The sequence below is a fragment of the Rhodococcus sp. PvR044 genome (assembly GCF_040548995.1).
GTDB classification, from domain to species: domain Bacteria; phylum Actinomycetota; class Actinomycetes; order Mycobacteriales; family Mycobacteriaceae; genus Rhodococcus_G; species Rhodococcus_G oryzae.
In genome coordinates, this window is the sequence record NZ_JBEPSX010000013.1 from 1 (window position 1) to 26860 (window position 26860).

General features: G+C 68.3%; 22 protein-coding genes. 4 read left to right on the forward strand and 18 right to left on the reverse strand.

What is annotated here, in order from left to right; all coding sequences use genetic code 11:
- Positions 1–96: 96 nt before the first annotated feature.
- The 3 genes from ABIC28_RS23515 to ABIC28_RS23525 all read right to left on the reverse strand — a co-directional run bounded on the left by ABIC28_RS23515 (position 97) and on the right by ABIC28_RS23525 (position 1537).
- Positions 97–567: a DUF5130 domain-containing protein gene (locus ABIC28_RS23515; RefSeq protein WP_097211442.1), complete on the reverse strand. Its 471-nt coding sequence runs from the start codon at positions 565–567 to the stop codon at positions 97–99.
- Positions 554–811 (reverse strand): aa3-type cytochrome oxidase subunit CtaJ, encoded by a 258-nt coding sequence (gene ctaJ / locus ABIC28_RS23520; protein ID WP_097211443.1) that lies wholly within the window; start codon positions 809–811, stop codon positions 554–556. The genes ABIC28_RS23515 and ctaJ overlap by 14 nt, the downstream gene beginning before the upstream one ends.
- A gap of 63 nt (positions 812–874) precedes the next feature.
- Positions 875–1537 (reverse strand): HNH endonuclease, encoded by a 663-nt coding sequence (locus ABIC28_RS23525; protein WP_097211544.1) that lies wholly within the window; start codon positions 1535–1537, stop codon positions 875–877.
- Between the two features lie 153 nt (positions 1538–1690).
- Here ABIC28_RS23525 and ABIC28_RS23530 point away from each other — a divergent pair, with 153 nt between their 5' ends.
- From ABIC28_RS23530 to ABIC28_RS23540, 3 genes are all read left to right on the forward strand, one after another.
- Complete coding sequence (locus tag ABIC28_RS23530) at positions 1691–2086, forward strand: globin (RefSeq protein ID WP_097211545.1); 396 nt, start codon at positions 1691–1693, stop codon at positions 2084–2086.
- Between the two features lie 68 nt (positions 2087–2154).
- On the forward strand, positions 2155–3744 hold the full coding sequence (locus ABIC28_RS23535; RefSeq protein ID WP_097211444.1) for a glycoside hydrolase family 13 protein: 1590 nt from the start codon (positions 2155–2157) through the stop codon (positions 3742–3744).
- A 103-nt stretch (positions 3745–3847) separates the two neighbouring features.
- Positions 3848–4489 carry a hypothetical protein gene (locus tag ABIC28_RS23540; protein ID WP_097211445.1) on the forward strand — a complete coding sequence of 214 codons (642 nt, stop codon included), beginning with the start codon at positions 3848–3850 and terminating at the stop codon, positions 4487–4489.
- A 271-nt stretch (positions 4490–4760) separates the two neighbouring features.
- Here the strand turns inward: ABIC28_RS23540 and gad are convergent, their stop codons facing one another.
- From gad to ABIC28_RS23605, 13 genes are all read right to left on the reverse strand, one after another.
- A complete protein-coding gene (gene gad, locus ABIC28_RS23545) occupies positions 4761–6137 on the reverse strand; it encodes a glutamate decarboxylase (protein ID WP_097211446.1) in 1377 nt (458 codons plus the stop codon).
- Between the two features lie 98 nt (positions 6138–6235).
- Entirely contained in the window at positions 6236–8218 is a 1983-nt protein-coding gene (locus ABIC28_RS23550) for a YhgE/Pip domain-containing protein (RefSeq protein ID WP_269589174.1), read from the reverse strand.
- Positions 8219–8221: 3 nt separating this feature from the next.
- Positions 8222–8962, reverse strand: a complete 741-nt coding sequence (locus ABIC28_RS23555) for an ATP-binding cassette domain-containing protein (RefSeq protein ID WP_245220983.1) — start codon at positions 8960–8962, stop codon at positions 8222–8224.
- 93 nt (positions 8963–9055) lie between these two features.
- Positions 9056–10336, reverse strand: a complete 1281-nt coding sequence (locus ABIC28_RS23560) for a metal-dependent hydrolase family protein (RefSeq protein ID WP_097211448.1) — start codon at positions 10334–10336, stop codon at positions 9056–9058.
- 286 nt (positions 10337–10622) lie between these two features.
- The gene (locus tag ABIC28_RS23565; RefSeq protein WP_097211449.1) at positions 10623–11306 is read right to left on the reverse strand and encodes a DUF8010 domain-containing protein; all 684 of its coding nucleotides are present in this window, start codon (positions 11304–11306) and stop codon (positions 10623–10625) included.
- On the reverse strand, positions 11299–11751 hold the full coding sequence (locus ABIC28_RS23570; protein WP_257017437.1) for an acyl-CoA thioesterase: 453 nt from the start codon (positions 11749–11751) through the stop codon (positions 11299–11301). Before ABIC28_RS23570 ends, ABIC28_RS23565 begins: the two co-directional genes overlap by 8 nt.
- 17 nt (positions 11752–11768) lie before the next feature.
- On the reverse strand, positions 11769–16658 hold the full coding sequence (locus ABIC28_RS23575) for an NAD-glutamate dehydrogenase (RefSeq protein ID WP_354581136.1): 4890 nt from the start codon (positions 16656–16658) through the stop codon (positions 11769–11771).
- Between the two features lie 96 nt (positions 16659–16754).
- Positions 16755–17177 (reverse strand): acyl-CoA thioesterase, encoded by a 423-nt coding sequence (locus ABIC28_RS23580; protein ID WP_097211450.1) that lies wholly within the window; start codon positions 17175–17177, stop codon positions 16755–16757.
- Positions 17178–17180: 3 nt separating this feature from the next.
- The gene (gene ettA / locus ABIC28_RS23585) at positions 17181–18860 is read right to left on the reverse strand and encodes an energy-dependent translational throttle protein EttA (protein WP_027499846.1); all 1680 of its coding nucleotides are present in this window, start codon (positions 18858–18860) and stop codon (positions 17181–17183) included.
- Between the two features lie 111 nt (positions 18861–18971).
- Positions 18972–20138, reverse strand: a complete 1167-nt coding sequence (locus ABIC28_RS23590; RefSeq protein WP_097211451.1) for a lipase family protein — start codon at positions 20136–20138, stop codon at positions 18972–18974.
- A 150-nt stretch (positions 20139–20288) separates the two neighbouring features.
- Positions 20289–21416 (reverse strand): alpha/beta hydrolase family protein, encoded by a 1128-nt coding sequence (locus ABIC28_RS23595; protein ID WP_307861260.1) that lies wholly within the window; start codon positions 21414–21416, stop codon positions 20289–20291.
- Between the two features lie 74 nt (positions 21417–21490).
- The gene (locus ABIC28_RS23600) at positions 21491–21961 is read right to left on the reverse strand and encodes a single-stranded DNA-binding protein (protein WP_097211453.1); all 471 of its coding nucleotides are present in this window, start codon (positions 21959–21961) and stop codon (positions 21491–21493) included.
- A 163-nt stretch (positions 21962–22124) separates the two neighbouring features.
- Positions 22125–22778, reverse strand: coding sequence for a TetR/AcrR family transcriptional regulator (locus ABIC28_RS23605; protein WP_097211454.1), 654 nt, complete (start codon positions 22776–22778; stop codon positions 22125–22127).
- Between the two features lie 139 nt (positions 22779–22917).
- Between ABIC28_RS23605 and ABIC28_RS23610 the strand changes: the two genes are divergently transcribed.
- The gene (locus ABIC28_RS23610; protein WP_354581140.1) at positions 22918–23874 is read left to right on the forward strand and encodes an oxygenase MpaB family protein; all 957 of its coding nucleotides are present in this window, start codon (positions 22918–22920) and stop codon (positions 23872–23874) included.
- Between the two features lie 3 nt (positions 23875–23877).
- Here the strand turns inward: ABIC28_RS23610 and ABIC28_RS23615 are convergent, their stop codons facing one another.
- Complete coding sequence (locus ABIC28_RS23615) at positions 23878–24816, reverse strand: serine/threonine dehydratase (RefSeq protein WP_097211456.1); 939 nt, start codon at positions 24814–24816, stop codon at positions 23878–23880.
- The gene (locus ABIC28_RS23620; RefSeq protein ID WP_097211457.1) at positions 24813–26843 is read right to left on the reverse strand and encodes a bifunctional copper resistance protein CopD/cytochrome c oxidase assembly protein; all 2031 of its coding nucleotides are present in this window, start codon (positions 26841–26843) and stop codon (positions 24813–24815) included. The genes ABIC28_RS23615 and ABIC28_RS23620 overlap by 4 nt, the downstream gene beginning before the upstream one ends.
- Between the last annotated feature and the right edge of the window lie 17 nt (positions 26844–26860).

Consider the following 26860-nt stretch of genomic DNA (forward strand, 5'->3'; position numbering starts at 1 on the left):
GGCGTGGCTGCACACCTACAATCACCACCGGCAACACTCCGCCATCGGCAGGAACGTTCCCTTCAGCCGCTTGACCAACGTCCCTGGGCAGTACAGCTAGCGCACCGCGATGGCCGCGCTCATCACGCGGATCGCGCTGACCAGGCCGTCGATCAGGTCGGCCTCCCCGAAGGAGGACACAGCTGCAGTCACGCCGAGCTGCACGACCCGGTCCGTGACCCGACCGGCGACCTTGCGCCCAGAGCGGATCTCGATGGCGCGCTGGTTCGGCGAGACCGCGATCAGCACCGAGCGCTCGGCCTCGGGGGTCTTCGGGAACAGCGCGTCGGCGCCCGCCGCGGTGTCCTCGCCGAGATCACCGATGAACGCGTTGAAGCGCACCTTGGTCGACCTCGTCGCGTCGGTCATCGCATCGTCGAGGGCCACCAGCTCGTCCACGCTGAACGGCAGATCGTCGTAGGGATCGCCGACGCGGTGCACGCTCGAGACGCGACCGCTCGCGGTCACCACCGAGCCCACCGGGAGCTCGGACTCGATCACCGCCGGGAAACTGCTACCACCTGCCACTTGCCGAACCTCCGATCAGATCTGCGGATCCGGACTCGATGGCCGCGTGCCCGCCGTGGTGACCGACCGTCACCTCGTCGACCGCGGACCACAGCACCGGCTTGTGGGTCCATTCCTCGTCCAGCGAGTAGTGCGCGGGGGTGGTGCCTGCCACCGGCTTGGCCAGGTAGCACAGCCCCGCGATGATCGCCGTGATGAGCGCAGGGATCCCTACGAAGATCAGCGATGTCTCAAGAATGCTCACGCACCAAACCGTAGCCCAGTGCGCCACAAATTGTGCCGTCGGGGGCACCTCGAGATCGGACGTTTACGCAGCGCCCTCGCCGAGATAGCGCAACCACACCGGGTCGAGCTCCTTGGTGCTCGCCAGCAGCCGCCAGTGCTGCCCCTTGGGCGGCACCAGGGCGGCCCGCAAGGTCCAGCCGAGCTCGCTGAGCAGCTTGTCGGCTTTGCGGTGGTTGCAAGGCGCGCAGCAGGCCACGCAGTTCTCCCAGGAGTGACCGCCGCCCCGGCTGCGCGGGATCACGTGGTCGACGGTCTCGGCCTTGTCGCCGCAGTACGCGCAGCGGAATCGGTCGCGGTGCATCAGCGCGGCCCTGGTCATCGGGATCCGGGCCCGATAGGGCACCCGCACGTAGTTGCGCAGCCGGATCACGGAGGGGACCTGCACCGACCAGTCGGCGGAATGGATGACCTGCCCGTCCGGATCCTCGTGGACGGCGCTGGCCTTCTCGCACACCAGCAGGACGACGGCTCGGCGGACGGGGAGCGCGGTGAGCGGCTCGTAGGTGGCGTTCAGAAGCAGCACCCGGCGCTTCACCCAGGAAGGAACCGCGTCGTCCTCACCTGGGGTCGAGGGTCTCAGACCCTCGTCTATCACTTGCAGCGAAGAAGCCCCCGATCCCCGCGGCAGGCGGGCATCAGTGGGCTGGAGTTGTCGGTGCGCTCGGGCGCTGTGCGAGTTCTTCATGCGACCTCCGGGAAGATTGCTCCCAAGTTGACCACGGATGGCCTGCTCGCGCACGTCCATTTGGTACAAAGATGCAGGACTTTCGGTGAACAACCGATGACAACACGAGCGCGTCGACGTCACGGCGCGAGTACGGGCACAATGGACGCCGACATGACTGATGCCGAAGTGAGCTTCTACGAAGCGGTGGGCGGAGCCGAGACCTTCCGCAAACTGACCGCGCGGTTCTACGAGGAAGTGGCGAAGGACGAGATCGTCCGGCCCCTCTACCCGGAGGAGGACCTCGGACCGGCCGAACGCCGCATGCGGATGTTCCTCGAGCAGTACTGGGGCGGCCCGCGAACCTACTCCGACGAGCGCGGACACCCCCGGCTCCGGCTGCGACACCAGCCGTTCCGGATCGGCCCGCTCGAGCGCGACGCGTGGCTGCGCTGCATGCACATCGCGATCGCGTCGATCGACGAGGCCACCCTCGACGAGCCGCACCGCCGCGCCCTCGTCGACTACATGGACATGGCCGCCGCCTCGATGGTGAACTCACCCGTCTGATCGGCGCGAACCGGGCCACATCCCGCCGAAGTCGTGCTGCCCGGACGGGTTTGGCACTATGGGTCCCTGTGACCACCGACGAGACCGTGCCGGAGACAACAGATCCCTGGTGGACGAACGCGGTCTTCTATCAGATCTATCCGCGCTCCTTCTCCGACTCCAACGGCGACGGCGTCGGCGACCTGGGCGGCGTCCGCGACCGGCTCGGGTACCTCGAGCTGCTCGGCGTCGACGCCATCTGGCTGAGCCCGGTGATGCGCTCGCCGATGGCCGACCACGGCTACGACGTCTCCGATCCGCGCGACATCGACCCGTTGTTCGGCGACCTCGAGGTGATGGACGCGCTGATCGCGCAGGCACACGCGCGGCGGATCCGGGTCACCATGGACCTGGTGCCGAACCACACCAGCGTGGCGCACCCGTGGTTCGCGGCCGCGCTGGCGGCCGGGCCGGGCAGCCCCGAGCGGGCCCGCTACCACTTCCGCGACGGCCTGGGCGAGGACGGCTCCCAGCCCCCCAACAACTGGCCGAGCATCTTCGGTGGGCCCGCCTGGACCCGGGTCACCGAACCGGACGGCTCCCCCGGCCAGTGGTACCTGCACATCTTCGCCCCCGAGCAGCCCGACCTGAACTGGGACAACCAGGAGGTCGCCGACGACCTCGCCACCACGCTGCGGTTCTGGCTGGACCGCGGCGTCGACGGTTTCCGGATCGATGTCGCGCACGGCATGGCCAAGCCGGAGGGACTGCCGGACTACGACTGGGAATCCAACCGGCTCCTGAGCAACGACGACAACGACCCGCGGTTCAACAACCCCGGCGTGCACGAGATCCACCGCGGCCTGCGCAAGGTGATGAACGAGTATCCCGACACGGTGGCCGTCGGCGAGATCTGGGTGCGCGACAACGAGCGCTTCGGCGAGTACATCAGGCCGGACGAACTTCACCTGGGCTTCAACTTCCGCCTCGCCGAGGCCGAGTTCGGCGCCGACAGCCTGCGCGAGGCCATCGAGAACTCGCTCGGCGCGGTGGCCGCGGTCGGCGGCACCCCCACCTGGACGCTGTCGAACCACGACGTCGAGCGCGAGGTCACCCGCTACGGCGGCGGCGAGATCGGCCTGGCCAGGGCCCGCGCCATGGCCGTCGTCGAGTTCGCGCTGCCCGGGGCGGTCTTCATCTACAACGGCGCGGAACTCGGGCTGCCGAACGTCGACCTCCCGGACGAGGCGCTGCAGGATCCGGTGTGGGAGCGGTCGGGGCACACCGAACGCGGACGCGACGGTTGCCGGGTCCCCGTGCCGTGGGAGGGCGCGGCACCGCCGTTCGGCTTCAGCTCGACGGAGACGTCGTGGTTGCCGATGCCACCGGAATGGGCCGACCGCACCGTGGAGGCGCAGATCGAGGACGTGACGTCCACGCTGTCGCTGTACCGGTCCGCACTCGAGCTGCGGGCCCTGCGACCTGAGTTCTCCGGCAACGAGATCGATTGGTACGGAAGCCCGTCCGGTTGCCTGGCCTTCCGCCGACGCGGCGGGCTGGTCTGCGCGCTGAACGCCACGGATGCGCCCATCCCGCTCCCGCCGGGAGAACTGCTGCTCGCCAGCGCCCCGCTGGTGAACGGGGAGCTGCCCCCGAACGCGGCGGCCTGGCTGGTCTGAAATCCCAGTCAGGCCGAGTGCGCAGGGAGCCAAACAGTAACGATTCGATTCCCCCGTACCAAATTACAGCTGCCTGTACGAAACGCCATCTAGACTGCGCCACATGCTGATTCACCCGACTTTGCGGATGCAATCGTGGGGATTCGTCATCGGTGCACTGCTGTTTGCGCTCGGGTCCGCACCCTGGATTTCCACGGCTCTTGGCGCCGCGAGCGCCAACACGGCCTTCTTCATCGGGTCTTGGTTCTTCACCGCCGCGGCTTTCATCCAACTTGTACTCAGTGGGCAGGCCACCACTACAGACCGCGGCAAGCCGGCAATTCGAGCCGAATGGCTCTCGGCGGCAATCCAATTCCTGGGAACGCTGTTGTTCAACATAAGCACGGGTGCCGCACTGCACGCGCACACGATCAACAGCGAAATGCACCTGGTGTGGAATCCCAATGCCGAGGGCTCGGTCGCCTTCCTTGCGAGCAGTGCCCTCGCCGTCCTGATTCTGCTGCGGGCCAACCAGTTCTGGGAACCAGGCTCGCGAGACTGGCAGAGTGTGTGGCTGAACATGCTCGGTTCCATCGCGTTCGGATTCTCAGCGGTCGGCGCGTTCATCACCCGTGACGGCACCACGATGGACGCGGCGGTCGCTGCGGGTGGAACGTTCGTCGGTGCGCTGTGCTTCTTCGCGGCCTCGGCGATATTTCTCGGTGGGGACGATCAGCCCGCCGAGGAGATGGCCGACGCGAGCTGAGTGCCTCCGCCGCCCTGCCGGTGTTCCGGGTCGGCCGATCCGACCCGCCCGCGAGAACCCCGGCCGGGGTGCCGTCGATCCAGGGCCGGTGCCCCACCCGATGGCCGGTGTTGCGTCTGCGCACCAGTTCGATGTTTCTCCGCACGATCCGGGTAGCGCACGGCACTACGCGCCCGGCGGTCCACGGTCCCCGCCACCGTGGCCTCCTTCCGATACGAGCAGGGGCGGCACAGGTACGGGATATGCACCTGTGCCGCCTGTGACTGTCAGCTCAGTGCGCGAAGCCCTTTGCGTTGTGCTCGGCACCGGACTTCAGCCGTGCCACGACATCCCTCATCGCCAGCACCAGCTTGTATGCCATGTCCCGGCTGAAACCCTCCCGCAAGACGATTCGCAGTACCGCGACATCCTCCGCGTCGGCCGGCATGGTGTAGGCGGGGACCTGGAAACCGCGGGCCCGCAGTTCGTGGGAGATGTCGAACACGGAGAACCCCGCGTCGCCGTCGACCTCGAACGACAGCACGGGAATCGCGGTGCCGTCGGTGATGATCCGCATGTGGTCGATCTTCGCGATCTCAGCGGAGAGCATCAGTGCGGTGTCCCGCAGCGACTCCATGATCTGGGTGTACCCGGCGACACCGAGCCGGATGAAATTGTAGTACTGACCGACGACCTGGTTGCCCGGACGCGAGAAGTTCAGTGTGAAGGTCGGCATGTCACCGCCGAGGTAGTTGACCCGGAAGACCAGGTCCTCCGGCAGGTGCTCCTTCGAACGCCACACGACGAAGCCGATGCCCGGGTACGTCATGCCGTACTTGTGGCCGCTGACGTTGATCGAGACCACCCGGGGCAGGCGGAAGTCCCACTTGAGTTCCGGGTGCAGGAAGGGCACCACGAAGCCGCCGCTCGCGGCGTCGACGTGCAGGGGAACGTCGGGGCCACCCTTCGCGGCGATCTCGTCGAGGACGTCGGAGATCTCGGCAACCGGTTCGAGCTCACCGGTGAACGTCGTACCGAGAATTGCGACCACACCGATGGTGTTCTCGTCCACGGCCTCCCGCACCTGCTCCGGCGTGATGACGTAGCGGCCCTTCTCCATCGGGAGGTACTTCGGTTCGACGTCGAAGTAGCGGCAGAACTTCTCCCAGACGACCTGGACGTTGCTGCCGAGGATGAGGTTCGGTCGGGTCGAGTCCTTTCCTGCTGCCTGCCGGGCCGCCCGCCACTGCCACTTCAGGGCGAGGCCGGCGAGCATGACCGCCTCGGAGGAGCCGACCGTGGACACCCCGGTCGCGGACGAGGGATCGGACTCGTCGAGATCGACCGCATTGAACAGGGCCGCAACCATGTTCACGCAGCGGGTCTCGATCTCGGCGGTCTGCGGGTACTCGTCCTTGTCGATCATGTTCTTGTCGAACGTCTCCGCCATCAGCCGGTCGGCCTGAGGGTCCATCCAGGTGGTGACGAATGTGGCCAGGTTCAACCGCGAGCTGCCGTCGAGCATCAGCTCGTCGTGGATGAACCGGTAGGCGGCTTCCGGATCCGATTCGGACTTCGGCATGCGCAGTGCCGGAACGGCGTCGGTTCCGAGCCGTCCGGTGTAGGCGGGAGCGAGGGATTCGGCGGGAGCTGCAAAGGAATCAGACATCTTCTCTCCAATACTCGGTTCCACAGATCACAGAGGTTGAGGCAAATCACCCGGGCTTGGTGACGAGCACCGCCCGGTCACCGGGTGGCTTCTCCTGGTCACACCTCCAGAGGTGGGTAGAGCCGCTCCATGGTGTAGTGGCGGTTGCGGCGGACGGAGAGTGCGCTGGCGGTCAGGCTCACGAGCAGGATCCCGACGAGCACCACGATCGCGATCCACAGCCGGGAGTCGACGTGCTCACCGATAGTGAGCTGCCGCAACCCGTTGACCGTGTAGGTCATCGGGTCGAACGGGTGGATGTACTGGAAAGGCTTGGCGGTCGTCGGCACGGGGTAGATGCCGCCCGCGGAGACCAACTGGAGCATCAGGAAGGCGAGGGTCACCACACGCCCGACGGCGATCCCGAACACTGCGTTGAAGGCCTGGATCATCGCGAGGTAGGTCGCGGAGATGAGCATCAGGAATGCGATCGTGCCGAACACGTGCTTCACGTCGAGGCCGACACCGAAGTGGACGACGGTGTACATGACGACCACCTGCAGGATCCCCACCAGCAACGCCGGCCAGTACGACGCGAACACCGTTCGATACAGTCCCAGCCCGCCGACTGTCGGCCGGGACTGCAACGGGGTCAGCAACATCCAGGTGATGATGCCGCCGACAAACAGGGCCAGTGAGAGGAAGAACGGCGCGAAGCCGGTGCCGAACGTGGGCGCCATGTTCGTGTAGTCCTGCTGGAGCTTCACCGGCGTCGAGAGCGTGTCCGCCGTCGCGGTCTTCTGCTCGTCCGTCCAGCTCGGTACCTGCCCGGCCCCCTCGTCGAGCGCGCTCGCGAGTTCCTTCGAGCCGGACTGCAGTTCGACCATCCCGGACGCGAGCTGACCTGCGCCGCTCGCGAGCTGGTTGCTGCCGTCCGTCAGCTGAACCAGGCCGGAGCTGAGCGTCGCGGCACCACTGCTGAGCTCGTCGGCGCCACTGCGCAACTGGCGCAGGTCGGAGGCGATCCCACCGTTCTGCAGCGTCGCCAGACCGGACTGCAGTGGGCTGCTCGGGTTCGTGAGCTGGTATTCGACCGCCCGGGCATCACCGCTGAGTCGATTGATCTCCGCCTGCAGCTCCGCGGTATCCCCACGCACCTGCTGGGCGGTGAGCGGCGACAACGCCGCCACTGCCCGCTGAACCAGGGGATCCGAGCTCTGCCGCAGGATGTCCAACGCTTGGGAGACCGCGGTGGCGGGCGCAGGCGTCGATTCGGGCAGCCGGCTCCCGAGTGCCTCCAGCGACTGCCGGAGCTCGGACACCTGACCGCCGACATTCGGTAGCGAACCGCTGTCGAGGGCATTGATCAACGGCGTGGTTGCACCGTCGATCGCCGTTGCGAGTTGAGCTGCGCCACTTGCCAGTTGTGCCGATCCGGATTCCGCGGTGACCATGTTCGTCGCCAGTTCGTTCGCACCCGAACTGAGCTGGTCCGCCCCGCTCTTGGCGGTGTCGATCCCGGCGGCCAACTGGTCGGCGCCGTCGGCGGCCTGCTTCAGGCCGGAGCCGGCGCTCTGCAGACCGGTGAGCACCTGCCCGACACCCTGCGCACCGATGGTCGAGTTGACCTGGTTGATGACCTGCTCCGAGGCGTCCTGCCCTATGACTGTCGCCAGGTAGTTGTTGGCGTCGTTGAACGTGAAGATCAGCTCCGCCTTCTCCGGGTTGGCCCCGTTCGGCGATTCGACTGCCGCGCTGAAGTTCTCGGGAAGGGTGATCGTGTAGTAGTACTTTCCGGACGCCAGGCCCTCGGATGCCTCCTCGTCGGAGACCTCCGCCAAGTCCAGCTGCCCAGAGGCGATGAGCGACTTGACGACCTGGTCACCGGCATCGAGTTGCTGCCCGTCCGCGGTGCGGCCGGTGTCGTTGTTGACGATTGCGGCGGGGATCTTGTCGACCGCGCCGAACGGATTCCAGAACGCCCACAGGTACATCGCGCCGTAGAGCAGGGGCATGAGGATGATGGTGATGATCGCGATGCGCGGCATGGTGCCACGGAAGTACCGCTTCGAATCGCTGCCGAGGGACACTCCTGCAAGCATGGGTCACCTCCCTTCGGTCATGACGCCGACGTCGCCTGCGCCGAGCAGTCCGTGCAGGTCGACCACCGCACGCACCCCGGTGTCCGGCAGTAGCGGGTTGACGTCCGCGGTGATCACCGACTGCTTTTCACCCAGCGCCACAAGGCGTTCGAGGACCCCGAGCCGTTCCTCGTCGTCGGCGATCTTGTCCATGCGCCCGACGACGAGCAGCGGTGGACGGCGAGTGTTGGCCACCGCGATCCGCAGCAGCAGCTGCTGGATTTCGGGGAGATCGTCGACGAAGGCGTTCAGCGCCGGCAACGGCACGTCACCGAACACCTCCGCGCACATGCGCTCCACACCGTCCTCGTGCACCCGGGGAACGAACTTGAACCACGGTGACTGCCACCGCAGTTGTTCGGTGACCATGTCGCGGACGGTGACCGACGGGCTGACGTCGTCGATCTCGTTCACGCACGCGATGGCAGACTCCGCAAACACCTTCGCGGGTTTGTTCGTGTGCCCCAGCACGGTCAGTGACCCGCCCGACAGACGCATCCTGCCGCACAAGGTCATGAGCAGGGCCGTTCGGGCGGCACCGGACTGCGCGGCAAGTACCGTCACCCCGCCCTCGTCGATGTCCAGGTCGAGCGGGCCGAACACGTGCCCCCACGGACCGTGAAGCTCAATCGCCCTCGCGGACACGAGCGACCCGGGGATCGGCTCCCAGAAGTCCTCGTGTTCCGCTGTCGCTGTTTCGACCAACTCACACCTCTCATCCGGCGCTCACCATCAGGTCGACGGCGCGCTCGTTCGACACTGCTGTTCGTGTTCGATCAGATGACTCGGCGGACCGGGTCAGAGTGTGTTCTTGACGATCTCGCCGTTCTTCACGATGACCGACAGGCTCTTACCCGGGTCCCCGATCAGGCTGAGGTCCTCGATCGGATTGCCGTCGACCAGCAGGACGTCCGCCCACGCGCCCTCGGCGATGACCCCGAACGGGGCCTCCCGGTAGGGGTCACGCTCGCCCGCAAGCCGGAACAGTTCGGCGTTGCCGGACGTCAGCATCCGCAGCGCGTCGACATTGCTGTAGTAGTCACCGAGTCGGGCCGCCATCACGCTCTGCCGTGGGGCGATCTGGGGCTCGAGGAGCAGATCGGTTCCCCAGGCGACGTTCACCCCATGCTTCTTCGCCCAGCCGTACACGTTCTCGACACCGGTGCAGATCTCGCGATCCTTCCCGGCACGATTGGCATCCGGGTAGTGGTGGTCGCCGAGCGCGAACGGTTGCATGGACAGCCAGATCTCCCGCTCGGCCAACAATGCAATGGTCGGCTCGTCCGCGAGGTGGCCGTGCTCGATGGATCTGACGCCGGCCTCGATCGCCCGGCGAATGCCGGTGACGTTGTAGACGTGGGTGGCGACGTAGGTGCCGTAGTCGGTGGCAGCGTTCACCGCCGCGCGCAACTCGCCGTCAGTGAACTGGACCGTGTACAGCGGGTCGTACATCGAGGCGGCCCCGCCCCCGACCATCACCTTGATCTGAGACGCGCCCTTCTTCAGCTGTTCACGCACCGACGCCAGCACCTGCGCCTCGCCGTCCGCGACACGCATGAACCCGATCTGCTCGGCACGCGACTCCGCACCGCCCAGCGCGGTCGGCGTTTCGTAGACGAAGCCGAAATCACCGTGACCACTGGTCTGCGAGACCGCGGCCTGCGACGGGTAGATCCGCGGGCCCAGAAACTGCCCACGATCGATAGCCGACTTGATGCTGCTCGTGTCGCCGGCCATGTCCCGGACCGCGGTGAACCCGCGCAACAGCATGTTCTTTGCTTCAGCGAGACCATTGATCGCGATGTGACTCTCCGAGCCCGTCACCATGTCGACGTATGAGTTCGCGTTGCCCACCAGGTGTACGTGGGCGTCACACATACCTGGCATCAGCACCCGGCCGCCGCCGTCGATCACCTTCGTCTCTCTGCCCGGTTCCTCACCCACCGGGGATTCCGACACCGCAGCAACTCGGTCGCCATCGATCAGGACGTCCCCGGCAACGAGCCGGTCGGACGTGCCGTCGAACACACGTACATCACGAAAAACAATCCGCCGCTTGGCTTTCGCTGAAGTCGTCATACCGGCGAATGGTAAGCAATCTCCAAAGGGCGGGTGCGGCAGTACCCGGCGGACCGGACACAAAGTTATTCAAACGAGACGGTCGTTCGCAACGAAAAGGAGAATTAGTACGTCGAATTCATGCCGTACAAGGTTCCCGATCACGCAATTCGTACAACGGTAAATCCCTTGCAAATACCTGGCCAAATCACATGAGGATTTGCAGGATCAGCAGGTCAACCACACCCACACACGGGAAACCATGATGCGACGGCGTGGACTCGTCACCGGACGCCCACGGTGCGGACTAGAGCACAGACAGTGGGATCTCACCCCCGCGCCGTGCGAACACCGAACCGAAGCGTGCGTCCAGGCGCAGCCAGGTCTTGGTCGCGCGCACCCGCACCATCTCGGCCGCATCGATGCGCTCGAGATCGACGGCCGCGGTCATCGGATCCGAGCTGACCTGCGGGATGAATCCCATTGCGGCCAGCGCGAACACCGTGCGCATGGACACCCCGACGACCTCGCCCGCACCCTCGACGCTGAGCACCTCCTGCGCGAGCAACGAGGCAGGCGGGCCGTGGCTGCTGCCGTGCTCCTTGGCCAGCGCCGCACCCTGCTGAGCCAGGTCGATCAGCACCCGAGCCGGAACGTCGTCGATGTGCGCGAAGCCGGCCTCCGGCGGCAGGGCGCCACGCCAGGCCGAATCCATCGAGAAGCCGGGGTCGATGTCGGCGCCCTCGGCCGCGGTCACGCCGCGCAACAGTCCGTCACCGGCGGCCGAGGTGTCGTCCGGGCTGATCCGTCCGGAGACGACCCGCGCCGCGAGCGCGTCGAAACCCGTCGGGACGAAGGCCACCAGCCGACCCTCGTCCCGCTGCCGCATCCGGACGATCACCGCCTCGTCCAACCGGATCGCCCTGGCGAGGAAGGTCGCGAGGTTCTCCCGTTCGCCCGCGTCCGGGATGGTCAGGACCCGCTCATGCACGCTTCCACTGCTCCAGGTACTCGCGCTCGGGCGCGGTCAGCCTGCGCAGCCGCTGGGTGTCGATGTCGAAGGCCGCGATCTGCGTGGACGCCACGATCGACGGCGCCGAGTCCGGCGCCGCGCCGCCTGCCCGCACCTCGTACCCGATGGTGAAGTCCACCGCACGGACCGACTCGATCCACATGAGCACGTCCAGGGGGCCGTCGTCGTGCCGCAACTGGCCGCGGTAGCGCACGTGCAGGTCGGCGATCACCGCGCCGTCCCGGAGGGTGACCGTCGGCCTGCCGTCCTCGAACAGCCACGGGATGCGCGCCTCCTCCAGGAGGGTCACCATCCTCGCGTGGTTGATGTGCTGGAAGACGTCCATATCCGACCAGCGCACGCCGACCTTCGTGTGGAAGCCGACCGCAGCCGCGGTCACCGACCCTGACGTTTCGACGCTCAAACTTCGATCCCTTCCGATCAGGTGCCCGCTCCGCGCACCATGCTGCGAACCTGACGCGCCGCCACCGAGAGCGTCGCGAGGTCAAGCGTCCCAGACTCCGCGATCTCGCCGAGCGCTGCCCTGGCCCTACTCAGCCGGGACGAGTTCGACGACTCCCAATCCAGGATCTTCTCCTCGGGCGTCTCGTCCGGTTCCCCACCCGCGAGTACGTCGAGGGTGAGCGAGCGCAGCGAGCTGTACAGGTCGTCGCGCAACGCGAGCCTGGCCAGCGAATGCCACCGGTCGCCGCGCTCGAGACCCGAGATGGCGGTGAGGAATCCGTCGATCCCGAGGCGCTCGTCGAGCGCGTAGTAGAGCTCACCGACCTCCTCGACCTCGCGATCGCTGATGTCCGAGATGTCGATGATGTCGAGCGAGGGGAACCCGTCGAGCAGGCCGTACACCCGCCGCGCGAGCGGCTCGGGGCAGCCGTGCTCGACCACGTGGGACATCCGGGTGGCGAGGTCGGTGACGTGATGTCCGCGCAGCCAGTTCGGGAGTTTCGGGGTCATCGCGCGGACCCGCGCGGCGTACCTGTTGATCTCCGCGCCCACCGCGACCGGCTGCGGACGGTTCGACAGCAGCCACCGCGCCGCCCGGTCGAGCATCCGGCGCGATTCCAGTGTCAGCTCGTCGGCCACCATCGAATCGATGGGCGCCTCGCGGATGTCGCTCCACACCGTGCGCAGGTCGAAGATCTCGGTCGCCGCGGTGAAGGCCCTGATGGAGTCGGTACTGCTCGCGCCGGCCTCCTCGGCGAGCCGGTACGCGAAGCTGATCCCGCCGAAGTCGATGGCCTCGTTGGCCAGGATGGTGGCCACGATCTGGCGGCGCAGGCGATGTGACTTGATCTGCCCGGCGAACCGCTCGCGCAGCGGCCGAGGGAAGTACCTGGGCAGCCGCACCGCGTAGGTGTCGCTGTCGGGCAGCTCGCTGGCCAGCAGATCGTCCTTGAGCGCGAGCTTGACGTGTGCGAGCAGGGTGGCCAGCTCCGGAGAGGTGAGGCCGGTGCCCTCCTGCAGTCGCTCCTCGATCTCCACGGGTCCGGGCAGGGCCTCGATCTCCCGGTCCAGCCCGCGACGGGCCTCGAGCGCGGCGAGCTGGCGCGCATGCACCCCCAGCATCGCCGGGGCGTCGGCGCGTGAGGTGCCCATCAGGTCGTTCTGGTCGATGTTGTCCCGCAACACCAGCCGCGACACCTCGTCGGTCATCGAGGCGAGCAGGCCGTTGCGCTCGGCCCCCGGCAACGCCCCGCCGCTGACCGCGGTGTCCAGCAGGATCTTGATGTTGACCTCGTGGTCGGAACAGTCGACGCCCGCCGAGTTGTCCATGGCATCGGTATTGATGCGGCCACCCGCGAGATCGTACTCGATCCGGCCGCGCTGCGTCACCCCGAGGTTGCCGCCCTCACCGATCACCCTGGCGCGCAACTCGTTCCCGTTGACCCGCACCGGATCGTTCGATTTGTCGCCGACGTCCGCATGGGTCTCCGTGGTGGCCTTGATGTAGGTTCCGATCCCGCCGTTCCAGAGCAGGTCGACCGGCGCGCGCAGGATCGCCCGCACCAGCTCCGGCGGCGACAACTCGGTGACGTCCTCGTCGAGGCCGAGCGCCGCCCGCGCCTGGGCGGTCAGCGGCACCGACTTGCGCGAGCGGTCCCACACCCCGCCGCCCGCACTGATGAGAGCCGGGTCGTAGTCCGCCCACGAGGAACGCGGCAGTGCGAAGAGCCGTTCCCGTTCGAGGAAGGACCTCGAGGCGTCCGGGTCGGGGTCGAGGAAGATGTGCCGGTGGTCGAAGGCCGCGACCAACCGGATGTGCGGGCTGAGGAGCATCCCGTTCCCGAACACGTCGCCGCTCATGTCGCCGATGCCCGCGACGGTGAAGTCCTCCGTCTGGGTGTCGATCCCCATCTCACGGAAGTGTCGGCGCACACTCACCCAGGCGCCCTTGGCCGTGATCCCCATGGCCTTGTGGTCGTAGCCGACCGAGCCTCCGGACGCGAAGGCGTCGCCTAGCCAGAAGCCGTACCGCGCCGCCACGTCGTTGGCGAGGTCGGAGAACTGGGCGGTGCCCTTGTCCGCAGCGACGACGAGATAGGTGTCGTCGCCGTCTCGGCGCACCACCCGGTCCGGCGGAAGCACCACCCCGGTCGCGGGTTCGACGTTGTCGGTGACGTCGAGCAGGCCGGAGACGAACAACCGGTAGCAGGCCTGTCCCTCCGCGAGGAGCGCCTGCCGGTCCACCACCGGGTCCCCGGTCGCCGCGGGCGCCCTCTTGACCACGAATCCGCCCTTCGCGCCGACCGGCACGATCACGGCATTCTTCACCGCCTGCGCCTTGACCAGGCCGAGGATCTCCGTCCGGAAGTCCTCCCGGCGGTCCGACCAGCGCAACCCGCCACGGGCCACCGGACCGAATCGCAGGTGCACGCCCTCCACCCGCGGCGAGTAGGCGAACACCTCGAAACGCGGTCGCGGTTTCGGTAATTCGGCGATCTGCTGGGGGTTGAGTTTGAACACCAGGATTTCGCGGTGATCGCCTGCCTCGTCGGTCACGTAGTAGTTCGTCCGCAGCGTGGCCAGGACGAGTCCCAGCATCCCGCGCAGGATCCGGTCGGCATCGAGGCTGACCACCTCGTTGATCCGGTCGCGCAGCTCGGCAGCGAGCTCCTCCGCACGCTGCGCCGAGGCCCGGTCGGGATCGAAGATCGACCGGAACAACTCGACCAGCAGCCCGGTCGTCTGACCGTGCTCGATCAGCACTCCCTCGATGTGGAACTGGCTGTACGGAAATCCCGCCTGGCGCAGGTACTTCGAGTACGCGCGCAGGACGGTGGCCTGCCGCCACTCGAGCCCGGCCCGCAGCACCAGCTCGTTGAACCGGTCGGGTTCGGACCGGTCGTACCAGACGGCGGTGAAGGCGTCGGTGAACCGGTGTTGGAGGGCGAGCGCCCTCGTCGACTCGATGGCCCGATCCGCCTCGTCCAGCTCCGAGTCCAGGTTCTCCCCGACCGTCGCATCGACCAGTTCGGGAGCCGCGGACAGCCCGAAATCGTAGATCCAGCACGGCAGCCCGTCCGGACGAACCACCCGGTACGGCCGCTCGTCGAGCACCTCGACTCCGAGGCTCTGCAGCACCGGCAGCACCTGGCTGAGCGAGACCCCGGCACCGCTGATGTACAGCGTGAAACGCCACTGACCCGGTCGGGCGTCCTTGTGCCGGTACAGCTTCAGATCGATCGCCTCGCCGGCCAGCGCCTCCAGTCGCACGATGTCCCTGACCGCTCGCGCGGCGTCGAAGTCCTGCTTGTATGCCTCGGGGAACGCCGCGGCGAAGCGCTGCGCGGTCACCGAGGTCACCGACGGATCCGCCGCGACGGCGTCCAGGAGGTCGTCCTCCCACGCCCTGGTCGCCGCCGCCAGCATCGACTCGATCCGGTCGCGGTCACCTGCCGAGAGCTGAGCCGACGACGGGGGCACGTCCGGCCCCTTGTGGATGGTGAAGTGCACCATCGCAAGATCCGATTCGGTGACCCTCGCGCTGTACTCCAGCATCCCCCCGCCCAGTTCCAGCAGCAGAATCGACTGCATCGCCAAGCGAACCCGCGTGGTGTAACGGTCGCGGGGCAGGTAGACGAGCGCAGACGTGAACCCGCCGAACTGGTCGTCCCGGAGGAACAGCCGGACCCGCCTCCGCATGCCGATTGCCAGCACGGAAGTGATGGTCTCGTACAGGGTCTCGGTGTCACTGGAGAACAGCTCGGTACGGGGGAAGGACTGGATGACCTCGAGCATCCGCTGGCCGGAGAACGAACCGATGTCGAATCCGGCCCGTTCGATCACCGTGCGCGCGCGTCGCTCGATCACCGGGATGTCGAGCACGTTCTCGTGCAGCGCGGTCACCGTGAACACGCCGACGAACCGGTGCTCGCCGGTGATCGCGCCGTCGCCGTCGAGGCCGGTGACGGAGACGAAGAACGGGTACACCGATCGGTGCACCGTGGCGGGCGCCGCCCCCTGCGCGAGCAGCAGGATGGGCCGGTCGACACTGAATTCGGGTGCGGGCAGGTCGATTCGGTGATCGGCCACCGATCCCGCACCGAGCACCCCCAGCCCACTCTCGGGCACGATGTGGGCGAGCGGCCGCCCGTGTTCGCCGGGATCGCGGAACTCGTACCGCCGGTAGCCGAGGGTCATGAAATGCCCCTCGGACATCCAGCGCAGCAGTGCGGCGGTGTCCCTGATGTCGACCGCCCGGTATCCCTGCGGTTCGCGGTCCGCGAGCGCATCCAGATGCTCGGCGAGCACCAACTGGCCATAGCGCATCGCGTCCGCATCGGCGACCACCTGCCGCACATCCGACAGCACGTCACGGACCGCGGCGCCTGCCTCGGCGAGCGTGTCCGGGTCGGTGGTCGGATGCAGCAGGACGAGCATCCAGGACTCGGTGAGCATTCCGGCTCCGGCCGCCGTGCCGTTGACGAGCACATCGAGGAGGCCGCCGTCCGGATCGCGCCGGACCTGGAAGACCGGATGGATCAGCTCGGTGACCGTGATACCGAGGCGGGCGAGCAGCGCCATGACCGACTCGACCAGCAAGGGCATGTCATCGGTGACGATCTGCACGGCGGGCTGGCCGGGCAGCGGCTCGAGCACCCGCGATACCGCGTGGCCGGCAGGGCGGCGCGAGGCCAGTTCGAGGTGGGTGCCGAACACCCTTTCGGCGTCGGCGCTCGGGCGACCGGGCGACCCCGCCCAGTCGATGTTCCTGAAGTACACATCGCGGACCGCGTCGAGGCGGGAGACGAGGTCCGAGGGCAGGCCCATCGTGGCCCCGTGGTCGAAGCGATCGGCTGATCTGGTCATCTCGCGGCCCACTCCCCTGGTCGAACTGACGTGACGGGTGTGCACGTCTGAGCCTAACCGTGGGGAGCGGGACGAGAGGTGAACTGACGGCGCCCTCTAGCGCACCGTTTCCGTGATCGCGTACTCCGACAGCACCGATCGCTCGAGTTCCGTGAGCGGAACCGACGTTTCGGTCTTCACGTCGAACCGCACCATCACCGCGTCCGCGACGCCACAGGTGACCCCGTGGACGTCGCGGAACAGGTGGCGGACGCCGAACGAGGAGTTCCCGACCGCGAGGACGGACACCTCAACGGTGACCGGGCCCGACTCGTCGGTGATGGGCTTGAGGAACTCGATCTCCACCTTGCGCACCACCATCGCCGACGGACGCACGCCCGCCGGGAAGACGCGCTCGCGGAAAAACTTGACCCGCGCTTCCTGCGCGTACTCGAGGAAGAGCGTGTTGTTCACGTGGCCGAGGCGATCGGAATCGCCCCAGCGCACCTGAACCTCACAGGTGAAGACCTTGTTCGGCACGTCCTAGCCCCGGGTGAGCTTGCGGTGGGTGACGCGGTGCGGCCGGGCCGCGTCGGCACCGAGCCGCGCGACCTTGTTCTCCTCGTACGCCTCGAAGTTGCCCTCGAACCAGTACCAGGCCGCCTCGTTGTCGCCGAAGGCGCCTTCCCAGGCCAGGATGTGCGTGCAGGTCCGGTCCAGGAACCAGCGGTCGTGCGAGATCACCACGGCGCAGCCGGGGAATTCCTGCAGCGCGTTCTCGAGCGAGCTGAGGGTCTCGACGTCGAGGTCGTTGGTCGGCTCATCGAGCAGGATCAGGTTGCCGCCCTCCTTGAGGGTCAGCGCCAGGTTCAGCCGGTTGCGCTCACCACCGGAGAGCACGCCCGCGGGCTTCTGCTGATCCGGGCCCTTGAACCCGAAGGCGCTCACGTACGCGCGCGAGGGCATCTCGTTCTGGCCGACCTCGATGAAGTCGAGTCCGTCGGAGACCGTCTCCCAGACCGTCTTGGTCGGGTCGATGTTGGCCCGCGTCTGGTCGACGTAGCTGAGCTTGACCGTCTCGCCGACCTTGACGGTGCCCGAGTCCGGCTCCTCGAGCCCGACGATGGTCTTGAACAGCGTGGTCTTACCGACGCCGTTGGGACCGATCACGCCGACGATGCCGTTACGGGGCAGCGTGAAGGACAGGTCCTTGATCAGCAGCCGGCCGTCGAAGCCCTTGTCGAGGTTCTCGACCTCCACCACGACATTGCCCAGGCGCGGAGGGGTCGGGATCTGGATTTCCTCGAAGTCGAGCTTGCGGTGCTTCTCCGCCTCCGCGACCATCTCGTCGTAGCGGTCGAGGCGGGCCTTGCTCTTGGCCTGGCGGGCCTTCGCGCCGGAACGGACCCAGGCGAGCTCCTCCTTGAGGCGCTTCTGCAGCTTCTGGTCCTTCTTGCCCTGGACCTCGAGTCGCGCGGCCTTCTGCTCCAGGTAGGTGGAGTAGTTGCCCTCGTACGGGTAGAGCCGGCCGCGGTCGACCTCACAGATCCACTGCGCGACGTGATCGAGGAAGTACCGGTCGTGGGTGACGGCGAGGATGGCGCCCGGGTAGGCGGCCAGGTGCTGCTCGAGCCACAGCACGGACTCGGCGTCGAGGTGGTTGGTGGGCTCATCGAGCAGCAGCAGGTCGGGCTTGCTCAGCAGCAGCTTGCACAGCGCGACGCGGCGCTTCTCACCGCCGGAGAGATGGGTGACGGGCTCGTCGGCCGGCGGGCAGCGCAGCGCGTCCATCGCCTGCTCGAGCTGGGAATCGATCTCCCAGGCGTCGGCGTGGTCGAGCTTCTCCTGGAGCTCGCCCATCTCCTCCATGAGCTCGTCGGAGTAGTCGGTGGCCATCAGCTCGGCGATCTCGTTGTAGCGCTTGAGCTGCACCATCGTCTCGCCGAGGCCCTCCTCGACGTTCTCGCGCACCGTCTTGGTCTCGTCGAGGTGCGGCTCCTGCATCAGGATGCCGACGGTCGCGCCCGGCGCGAGGAACGCCTCGCCGTTGCCCGGCTGGTCGAGTCCGGCCATGATCTTGAGGATGGAGGACTTACCCGCGCCGTTCGGACCGACGACACCGATCTTCGCGCCCGGGTAGAAGCTCATCGTGACGTCATCGAGGATGACCTTGTCGCCGTGCGCCTTGCGCACCTTTTTCATCGTGTAAATGAACTCCGCCATGGCGACCAGAGTATCGGGACACCAGGCGACTCCCCAATCCACACAGGCCTTGGGCCCGATCTGCGGCGGGCCACGACCGATTCACGGCCCGCCGCAGGTCAGATCAGGGGTTCAGGCGGTCCCGAACAGCGACCGGATGAAGGCGGTCGTATCGGGCAACGCCTCCATCACCGACGCCCCGTGACCGCCCGAGTAGGACCTGAAGGTGACGGGCTCGCCTGCCAGTTGCAGATCGAGTGCGAGCTTCGCACCGAGCGGATACGGAACCGTCCGGTCGCCGGTGCCGTGCCCGATGAACACGGGCCGGTCGTAGCCGGCTGTGGGGACCGCGAGGTAATCACGCATGGCCGAGCGGAACATCTCGTTGTCGAGCGGCTTGCTGAGCATCTCTCCGACACCGAAGGTTCCGGCATGCTTCTGGAGGGGGACGAAGCACATGGTCTCGGCGGTCTCGACCAACTCGCGACCGGCCGGGCTGAGGTAGTCGCCGATCGGCAGATCCGGTCGGGCCGCCTTCATCCCGTTGACCACGTACGCCGCGAAGGAGGTCAGCCCGTTGAGACCGAGATTGGGGAAGCCGGGACCGCCCAGTGGGAAGAGCAACTCGAGGTTCGCGGGGGTCCCTGTGGCGACCGCGCCGCGGTAGTCCAGCTCCGGCGCGTACTTCGTCGCCTCGTGCGCAGCGAACATGGCGGCATGCCCGCCCTGCGAATGCCCGATGGCCACCCAGGCGGTCGAGAGTTCAGGCGTCACCTCGCGGGCCGCCCGGACCATGTCGATGACCGAACGGCCCTCGCTTCGCCCGTGCAGGTAGGCATGGGTTCCCTCGGTGCCGAGCCCCACGTAGTCGGTGGCGACCACGGCGTAGCCCTGCGCCAGCCACGCCGAGACGTAGTCGCGGGTGAGCGCGGTGACGTCGAACCCGAGCGCGGGCGCGCAATCGTCGCCGACGCCCGTGGTGCCGTGTGCCCAGGACACCACCGGCCAGCCGCCTGCGGGCGCCGTTCCCTTCGGCAAGTAGACCGCTCCGGTGCTGAGGGCCGGCGCGCCCGTCGGACCCTCGGTCCAGTACGTGAGTTGGCGCGATCCACTCGCTGCCGCGCCGACCTCCGCGCCCACCGGAAGGGCCTTGTCGGCCACCACCGTGCCCGGTTCGCCGACCGGATCCGCCGCGGCCTGCCCGGCCGCCGGCACGGCCAGTGCGAGCACCGCCAGCACTGCTACGCCTGCGCGCAGGCCGAGGCGATGCCCAGCAGCGCGACCGAATTCGAACTCCATCGTGTTCCCCCACCCTCGGTTGGTTGTGTGTGCGGTCCCCCGCGACGGGCTCCGGACTCGGTGCAGCGTAGAACTCCGGCGCGGTCGCTACCCGCAAAACAGGACACTCGTCCAGTCACCGGTCGCCGATGCCTTGTTGCGAGCGGCCGGTCATCGGATCAGCGGCTCGACGAACGCGATGGAGTCCGCCGACGAGGCCCCGAGACTCTCGCCGTGCCCGGCACCCGGGTACGCGACGAACCGCGCGTCCGCCCCGGCGAGTTGAAGATCCGCGACCAGCTTCAGCGTCAGCACGATCGGCACCACGATGTCGTTGGTGCCGTGCCCGATGAACAGCGGCCGGTCGTAGCCACCGGTCGGCACGCCCAGATAGTCGGCGAGCGCCGATCGGATCTCGTCGTCGCCGAGCGACCGCGAGAACAGCTCACCCACCTGCACTCCCGCGACCTGGGGAGCCAGCTCGGGTGAGCAGAGGCGCTCCGCCAGCCCCGCCAGTTCCCGTCCGCGCGGCGACAGGTAGCTGTCGAGGTCCAGGTCGGGTCGAGCCGACCGCAACCCGACGATGGCGAACAGGGAGAACGTCGTCAGCCCACGCAGGCCGAGATTGGGGAAACCCGGACCGCCGAACGGAAACAGCTGTTCGAGGTTCGACGGCGCACCGATCGCGACCGCGCCTCGGTAGTCCAGGTCCGGCGCGTACGTCGTCGCCTCATGGGCTGTGTGCAGGGCCGCGTGCCCACCCTGCGAGAGCCCGATCACCACCCACCGCGGCGAGACCCCCGTGTCGATCGTCCGGGCCGCCCGCACCATGTCGATGACGCTGTGCGCCGCGGCCTTGCCGTCGAGGTACGGCAGCACGCCGGGCGTCCCGAGACCGATGTAGTCCGTCGCCACCACCGCGTACCCCCGCGCCAACCAGTCTTGGAGGTAGGCGGACTCGATGGCCTGCGGCCCGGTCATCGAGGGCGCGCACTGATCGGACACCCCGATCGTTCCGTGCGCATAGGACACCACCGGCCAGCCACCCTCGGGGGCCGGCCCCGGCGGCAGATACACCGCCCCTGTGCTGGTGGCGGGGGCACCCCAATGGTCGGCGGTGGCGTAGGTGAGGCGGTACGCCCGCCCGGTCCCGGGTATCCAGAGTTCTCTCGGCATGTCCTGCACCGCGATGACCGATCCGGGTGGTGCGGGCGCCGCCGCGGAGGTGCCGGATCCGACCGACACAGCGGTCATCGCGGCGACGATCAGGACCACGACCAACAACCTCAGGCGTGCCATGCGAGCCGCCCCCTCACCTGACGGGAAGACTCCTCAGCCTATGCCGCCGCCGTGACCGAAATGCCCGTTATCGGTCAGCTCGCCCGGAGCGCCGGATCGAGGCCTGCCCCCGCGAGGCCCCCTGGATCGCGTTCCGACTCCCCGGCCCCCGGGTCCGCATCCGGGTCGACGGACTGCGACGCCTTGGGCGCACGGTCGAGCCTGGCTCGGCAGCGAGCCAGGTCGGGGCCGACCGCGCTGGCGCGCATCTCCAGGTCGGCGCGGTCCACCCCGTCCTTTGTCGTGTACTCGTTGGTTCGCAGCTGCCCACAGGCGATCACCGGATCCCCCTTCATCAGCGAGGCGCCGACGCCCGCCACCAGCCGCCGCCAGCAGGTCACCGTCAGGTAGAGGGTGCCGCCGTCGGTCCACTCCCCGGTCGAGCGGTCCTGACGCCTGGTGTTGCTCGCCATCCGAAAGCTGAGCACCTCCTCCCCCGAGTTCGTCGGCCGCTTGACCGGATTGGTGATCACGGTGCCGACCACCGCCGTGTGCGTCTCGTACATGTCGTTCCCCCTTGGCATCCGTGGGCCACGCGGCCCCTCGATGCCAGCGTCCCCCGTCGGGTCGCCGGATTGTGGCCGCGGACGAATCTGTGGATGAACGGATGGGGCGTCCACAGACCCGCGAAAACGGCCACGCGGGAACACAGTTCGTCTCACCGGTGTGCTAGCGGGTGGACCGACCCGAGGTGATCGTGGCGGCCAGCGCCCCCGCGTAGGTGACGAGGCGCTCACTCGAATAGGTGACGGGATCACTGACCGCGAGCCTGCCGAGCATCTCGGCGAACGAGAGCATCGTGTGGGCCAGCAGCACCGGGTCAAGACCGGCCAGTCCGGGCTCCAGCGCGATCCCCATCCTGGCCAGTTCCTCCGCCTTCACCAGCACCGCCGCCCTGGAGGCGCGGAGGTGTTCCTGATACTCGGCCGGCGCCTGGTCGGGCGCGGTCAGGATCAAGCGCCACCGGGTGGGGTTCGCCACCACGACGCGCACGAACGAGGACACCGTTCCGGCGTAGGCCGCGGCCGGACCCAGCGCGCTGAGGTCGGTCGGTATCGCGGCCATCACCTGCTCGATCGCGCGCCGGTGTTCGCGCTCGAGCAGGGCCGCGACCAGCTCCGCACGGGTACGGAACACGTTGTAGAGCACCGGTTTCCCGACGCCGGCCTCCGCCGCGACGGCCTCCATGTTCAGCTCGTGCAGGCCCGACCGCCCGGTCACCGCCACCGCGGCGTCGAGCACCTGGTCACGGCGTTGCTCCGGCGGCAGTCGCGGCGCGTACTTGCGTCGCGGGCGCTCGTCCGCCGTCTGCGCTCTCGTCATCGATCCACCTCCGCGTCCACCTTAGAGATCGCCGCTCGCGGCCAGTCCCCGCCGGGGCCAATGCTACGCAACCGTTGTATTCACCGACAGCAATTGCTACGGTCGCGTTGCATTCACGAACCGCGCCGGAGGAGACACGATGAGCGAACCCCGCATGTTGGCCGACCGAGGCTGGCCGTTCGATCCCGCACGCAGGCGCGAGGACAACGGATTCTTCGGGCCGGGATCGCCGACGTGGAAGGTCTGGACCAACCCGACCGCACTGGTCGGGTTTCAGCGCTCGGTCACCCTGGAGCACTTCAACCCCTTCCTGACCGCCGCGGTCGCCGACGCCAAGGGGATCTACCTGGACCCGAGGGGGCGTCTCGACGGCACCCTCTCCTACTTCCTGATCGTGGCGGTCGGCGACGCCCGGTCGGCGATCGAGACGTCCGAGCTGCTGATGCGGGTGCACGCGAAGGCAACCGGGATCGAGCCGATCAGCGGGCAGCGGTACAGCGCCAACAGCCCCGACAGCCAGCTGTGGATCCACGTCACCGGCTGGCACTCGGTCCTCAAGTGCTACGAGATGTTCGGTCCCGGACCGCTGAGTCCGGACGAGGAGGCCCGGTACTGGGCCGAGTGCGCCGTCGCCGCCGAACTGCAGACCTGCAAGCCCGCGGACATCCCGCGCTCGCGCGCCGAGGTGCACGAGTACTTTTCCGCCGTGCGCCCTCGGTTGTGCACCTCCGAACGGGCCATCGAGGGCATGCACTACCTGCTGCGCACCCGCTTCGGGAAGGACCGGCTCGCCCTGTGGGCGATGAGTCGGCTGATGGCGCCCGCGACGATCGCCACCCTGCCGGGGTGGATGCGGGAGCTGGGCGACTTCGATCAGCCCGCCGTGATCGACCGGGTGGTCACGCCGCTCACCCGGGCCGCCGTGCGCTCCACGAGCAATCCGCGAACCGAACTGGCCGTGGTCAAGCGCCTGCTCCCGGCGACCCATTCGGTCCTCGACCAGCATTTCAACGGGGCGCCGCCAGTGCGTGCGGAGACCGTCACCCCGTCGGCGGCCCGTGAGCGCTACGGGGCTCGGGCGGGGCGGCCCGCGTAGCGGCTAGCCCGTGGGCAGCGTCGTCGGGTCCGTGTTGGCGCCACAGATCACGGCGGCGACCCGCTCCCCCGCGGCCGGCGTGTAGGCGCCGCTGAGCAGGGCGGCGATCGGCGCGGCCGCCGCATGCTCGACCGCCAGCCGGAACTCGCGCCACAGCAGGTTTCGTGCCTCGTCGATCGCCTCGTCCTCGACCAGCACCGAGCCGATCCCGGCCCGGCGGGCGACATCCATGGCGATGTCACCGAGTCGGGTCGCACCGAGCGCGTCGGCCGCGATGCTGTCCACCCCCACGTCCACCGGGAAACCGGCGGCGAGCGCGGAGCTGAGGGTCGGTGCGCCGCTCGGCTCCACCCCGACGACGGATTTCTCCCCCGCGAGCGCGGCGGCGATCCCCGCGACGAGTCCGCCGCCACCGACCGCGACCAGTACCGTGTCGGTCTCCGGCGCCTCCTCGGCCAGCTCGAGACCGATTACCCCCGCACCCGCGACCACATCGGGCAGGTCGTAGGCGTGCAACTGCTGGGCGCCGCGCTGCGCGGCGATGGCCGACGCCCGGAGGTAGGCGTCGACGTATCGCTCGCCGTCGAGCACGACCTCGGCGCCGAGCGCGCGCAGCCGATCCACCTTCACCGCGGGCGCCGAGGCCGGAAGGACAACCGTGCACGCGATCCCCAACATCCCGGCCGCCGTGGCGGCCGCGATCCCGGCGTTACCGCCGGACGCGATCACCACCGGCGAATCACGTTGCGCGCCATCCCGGTTCAGCATGGCGTTGAGGCTGCCGCGGATCTTGAACGAACCGCCGAGCTGCAGTTGCTCGAGCTTGAGCGCGACCGGGATGTCCCCGCCCGGCGTCGGCAGGACCACCAGGAGCACCGGGGTCCGCCGAACCCGGGGACCCACCCGCTCCCGCGCGGCGAGCACCTCCTCGCGAGTGGTCACTGGCCGGCTTCGTGGTCGCGCCGCGCCAGCTCCGCGAACATGGCGTTGTGCGCCGCGAGCTCGGCGTCGTCATCACGGTCGGCCGCACGATCGACCCGCTTGGCCGTCTTCTCGTCGCTGCGCGACCACTGCACCAGCAGCGCCAGCATCACCAGCACGAGCGGGATCTCGCCGGTGGCCCAGGCGATGCCGCCACCCAGCCGCTGATCACCGATGAGGTCCGCGTTCCAGTCCAGGCCGAGCGCCCGGTAGAACCAGCCACCCATCACCTCGCCCATGCTCATCAGCGCGATGCCGAAGAAGGCATGGAACGGCAACGACCCGAACACCATCGCCAGCTTGGTGATCGGCTGCAGGGTGCGCGGCGCCGGGTCGATGCCGATCACCACCCAGTAGAAGAGGTAGCCGCTCAGGATGAAGTGCACGTTCATCAGCAGGTGCGCGCCGTGCGAGTCGAGCGTCGCGCCGAAGATGCCGCCGAGGTACAGGGCGTAGAAGCCGCCGACGAAGAGCACCGAGGCCACCAGCGGGTGGGTCAGGAAACGGGACACGGGGCTGTGCAGCGCGGCCAGCAGCCACTCGCGCGGACCGGGTACCCCCTTGGGCCCTGCCGGGGACAACGCCCGCAGCGCCAGGGTCATCGGGCCGCCGAGCACCAGCAGCACCGGCGCGAGCATCGACAGCGCCATGTGCGCACCCATGTGCACGCTGAACACCGCGGGCGAGTACCTGCCCAGGCCCGACGAGGTGGCGACCAGGAGCGTCGCGCAGCCGAGCACCCAGGCGATGGTGCGGCCAACCGGCCACGTGTCCCCGCGCTTGCGGAGCCGCCGGACGCCGAGCAGGTACACCACCGCCATGATGATCGCCGCGGTGCCGAAGATGAGGTCGAAGCGCCAGTCGAACGCGAGCTTCGCGAACGTCGGCGGGCCGTCCAGGTTGTAGCCCAACTGCACCTCGGTCGGGGTCGGGTTGATGTTCTCCGCGGGGGGCGGTGTCCGGCCGAGGCCGACGGCGATGCCGATGGTCGCGGCGAAGATGATCGCCTCGCCGCCGGCGAAGCGGATCAGCGGGCCACGGGCCGTCGGGTCGGCGGCCAGCGCGGGCAGCGCACTGCGCCGCTGCAGGTATCCGAACACGCCCAGGACCACCAGCGCGACGGTCTTGGCCACGAGCAGCCAGCCGTAGGTACTGGTGAACAGCTCGCTCAGCGGCAGCCGCACCAGTCCGTTGAGGACACCGGAGATCGCCATCACGACGAACGCGACCGTGGCGACGTTCGAGAACCGGCGCGTCGCGACGTCGGTGTACGCGCCCCGCCTGCGCGCGTGCGCGAGCAGCGCGAACAACCCGCCCGCCCACAATGCCGCGGCGACGAGGTGCCAGATCAGGCTGTTGGTGGCCAGGTCGTGCGATCCACCGGAGGAGGAGTGCCCGGTCAGCGCGAGCGGCATCAGGGTGGCGACGCCGAGCAGCAGCAACGCCGGGGTCCAGGACCAGCGCAGCACCAGTCGCGTGCCCACCGCGAGCAGCACCGCGAGGATCGCGGTCGATCGCCACGCGCCCGCGAGCTCGATCTGCGGGATCGCCTTCCAGAGGTTGGCGGGTTGGATGGCCGCGCTCAGCGGCTGACCGGAGGTGTCCGAGACGGTCAGCGGCACCAGGACCAGCGCGCAGGCCGCCCAGACGATCGCGGCGTTCGACGCGGTGCGCACCGCCCGGTAGCCGTCGACGTCGAGCACCCCGCTGCGCTGCGGCGGCACCAGGAACGCGGCGAGCAGCAGCGACCCGATCGCGAGGACGGCGGCGACCTCACCGGCGGCCTTGACCGCAGGCAGTCCGTAGGTGGTGAGCGGACCCGGGTCGGGGATGCCGAGCAACACCAGCGCGTCCGAGGCGGACAGCCCGACGATGATCGCCGCGACCAGCCCCGCGATGATCCCGAGCGTGACGAAGATCGGTACCGAGTTCTCCCCCGCCCTTCGGATCGGCGACGGGGCGGAGGGGGCGAGCTCGGGTGATGCCATGCCCACAAGGGTAGGAG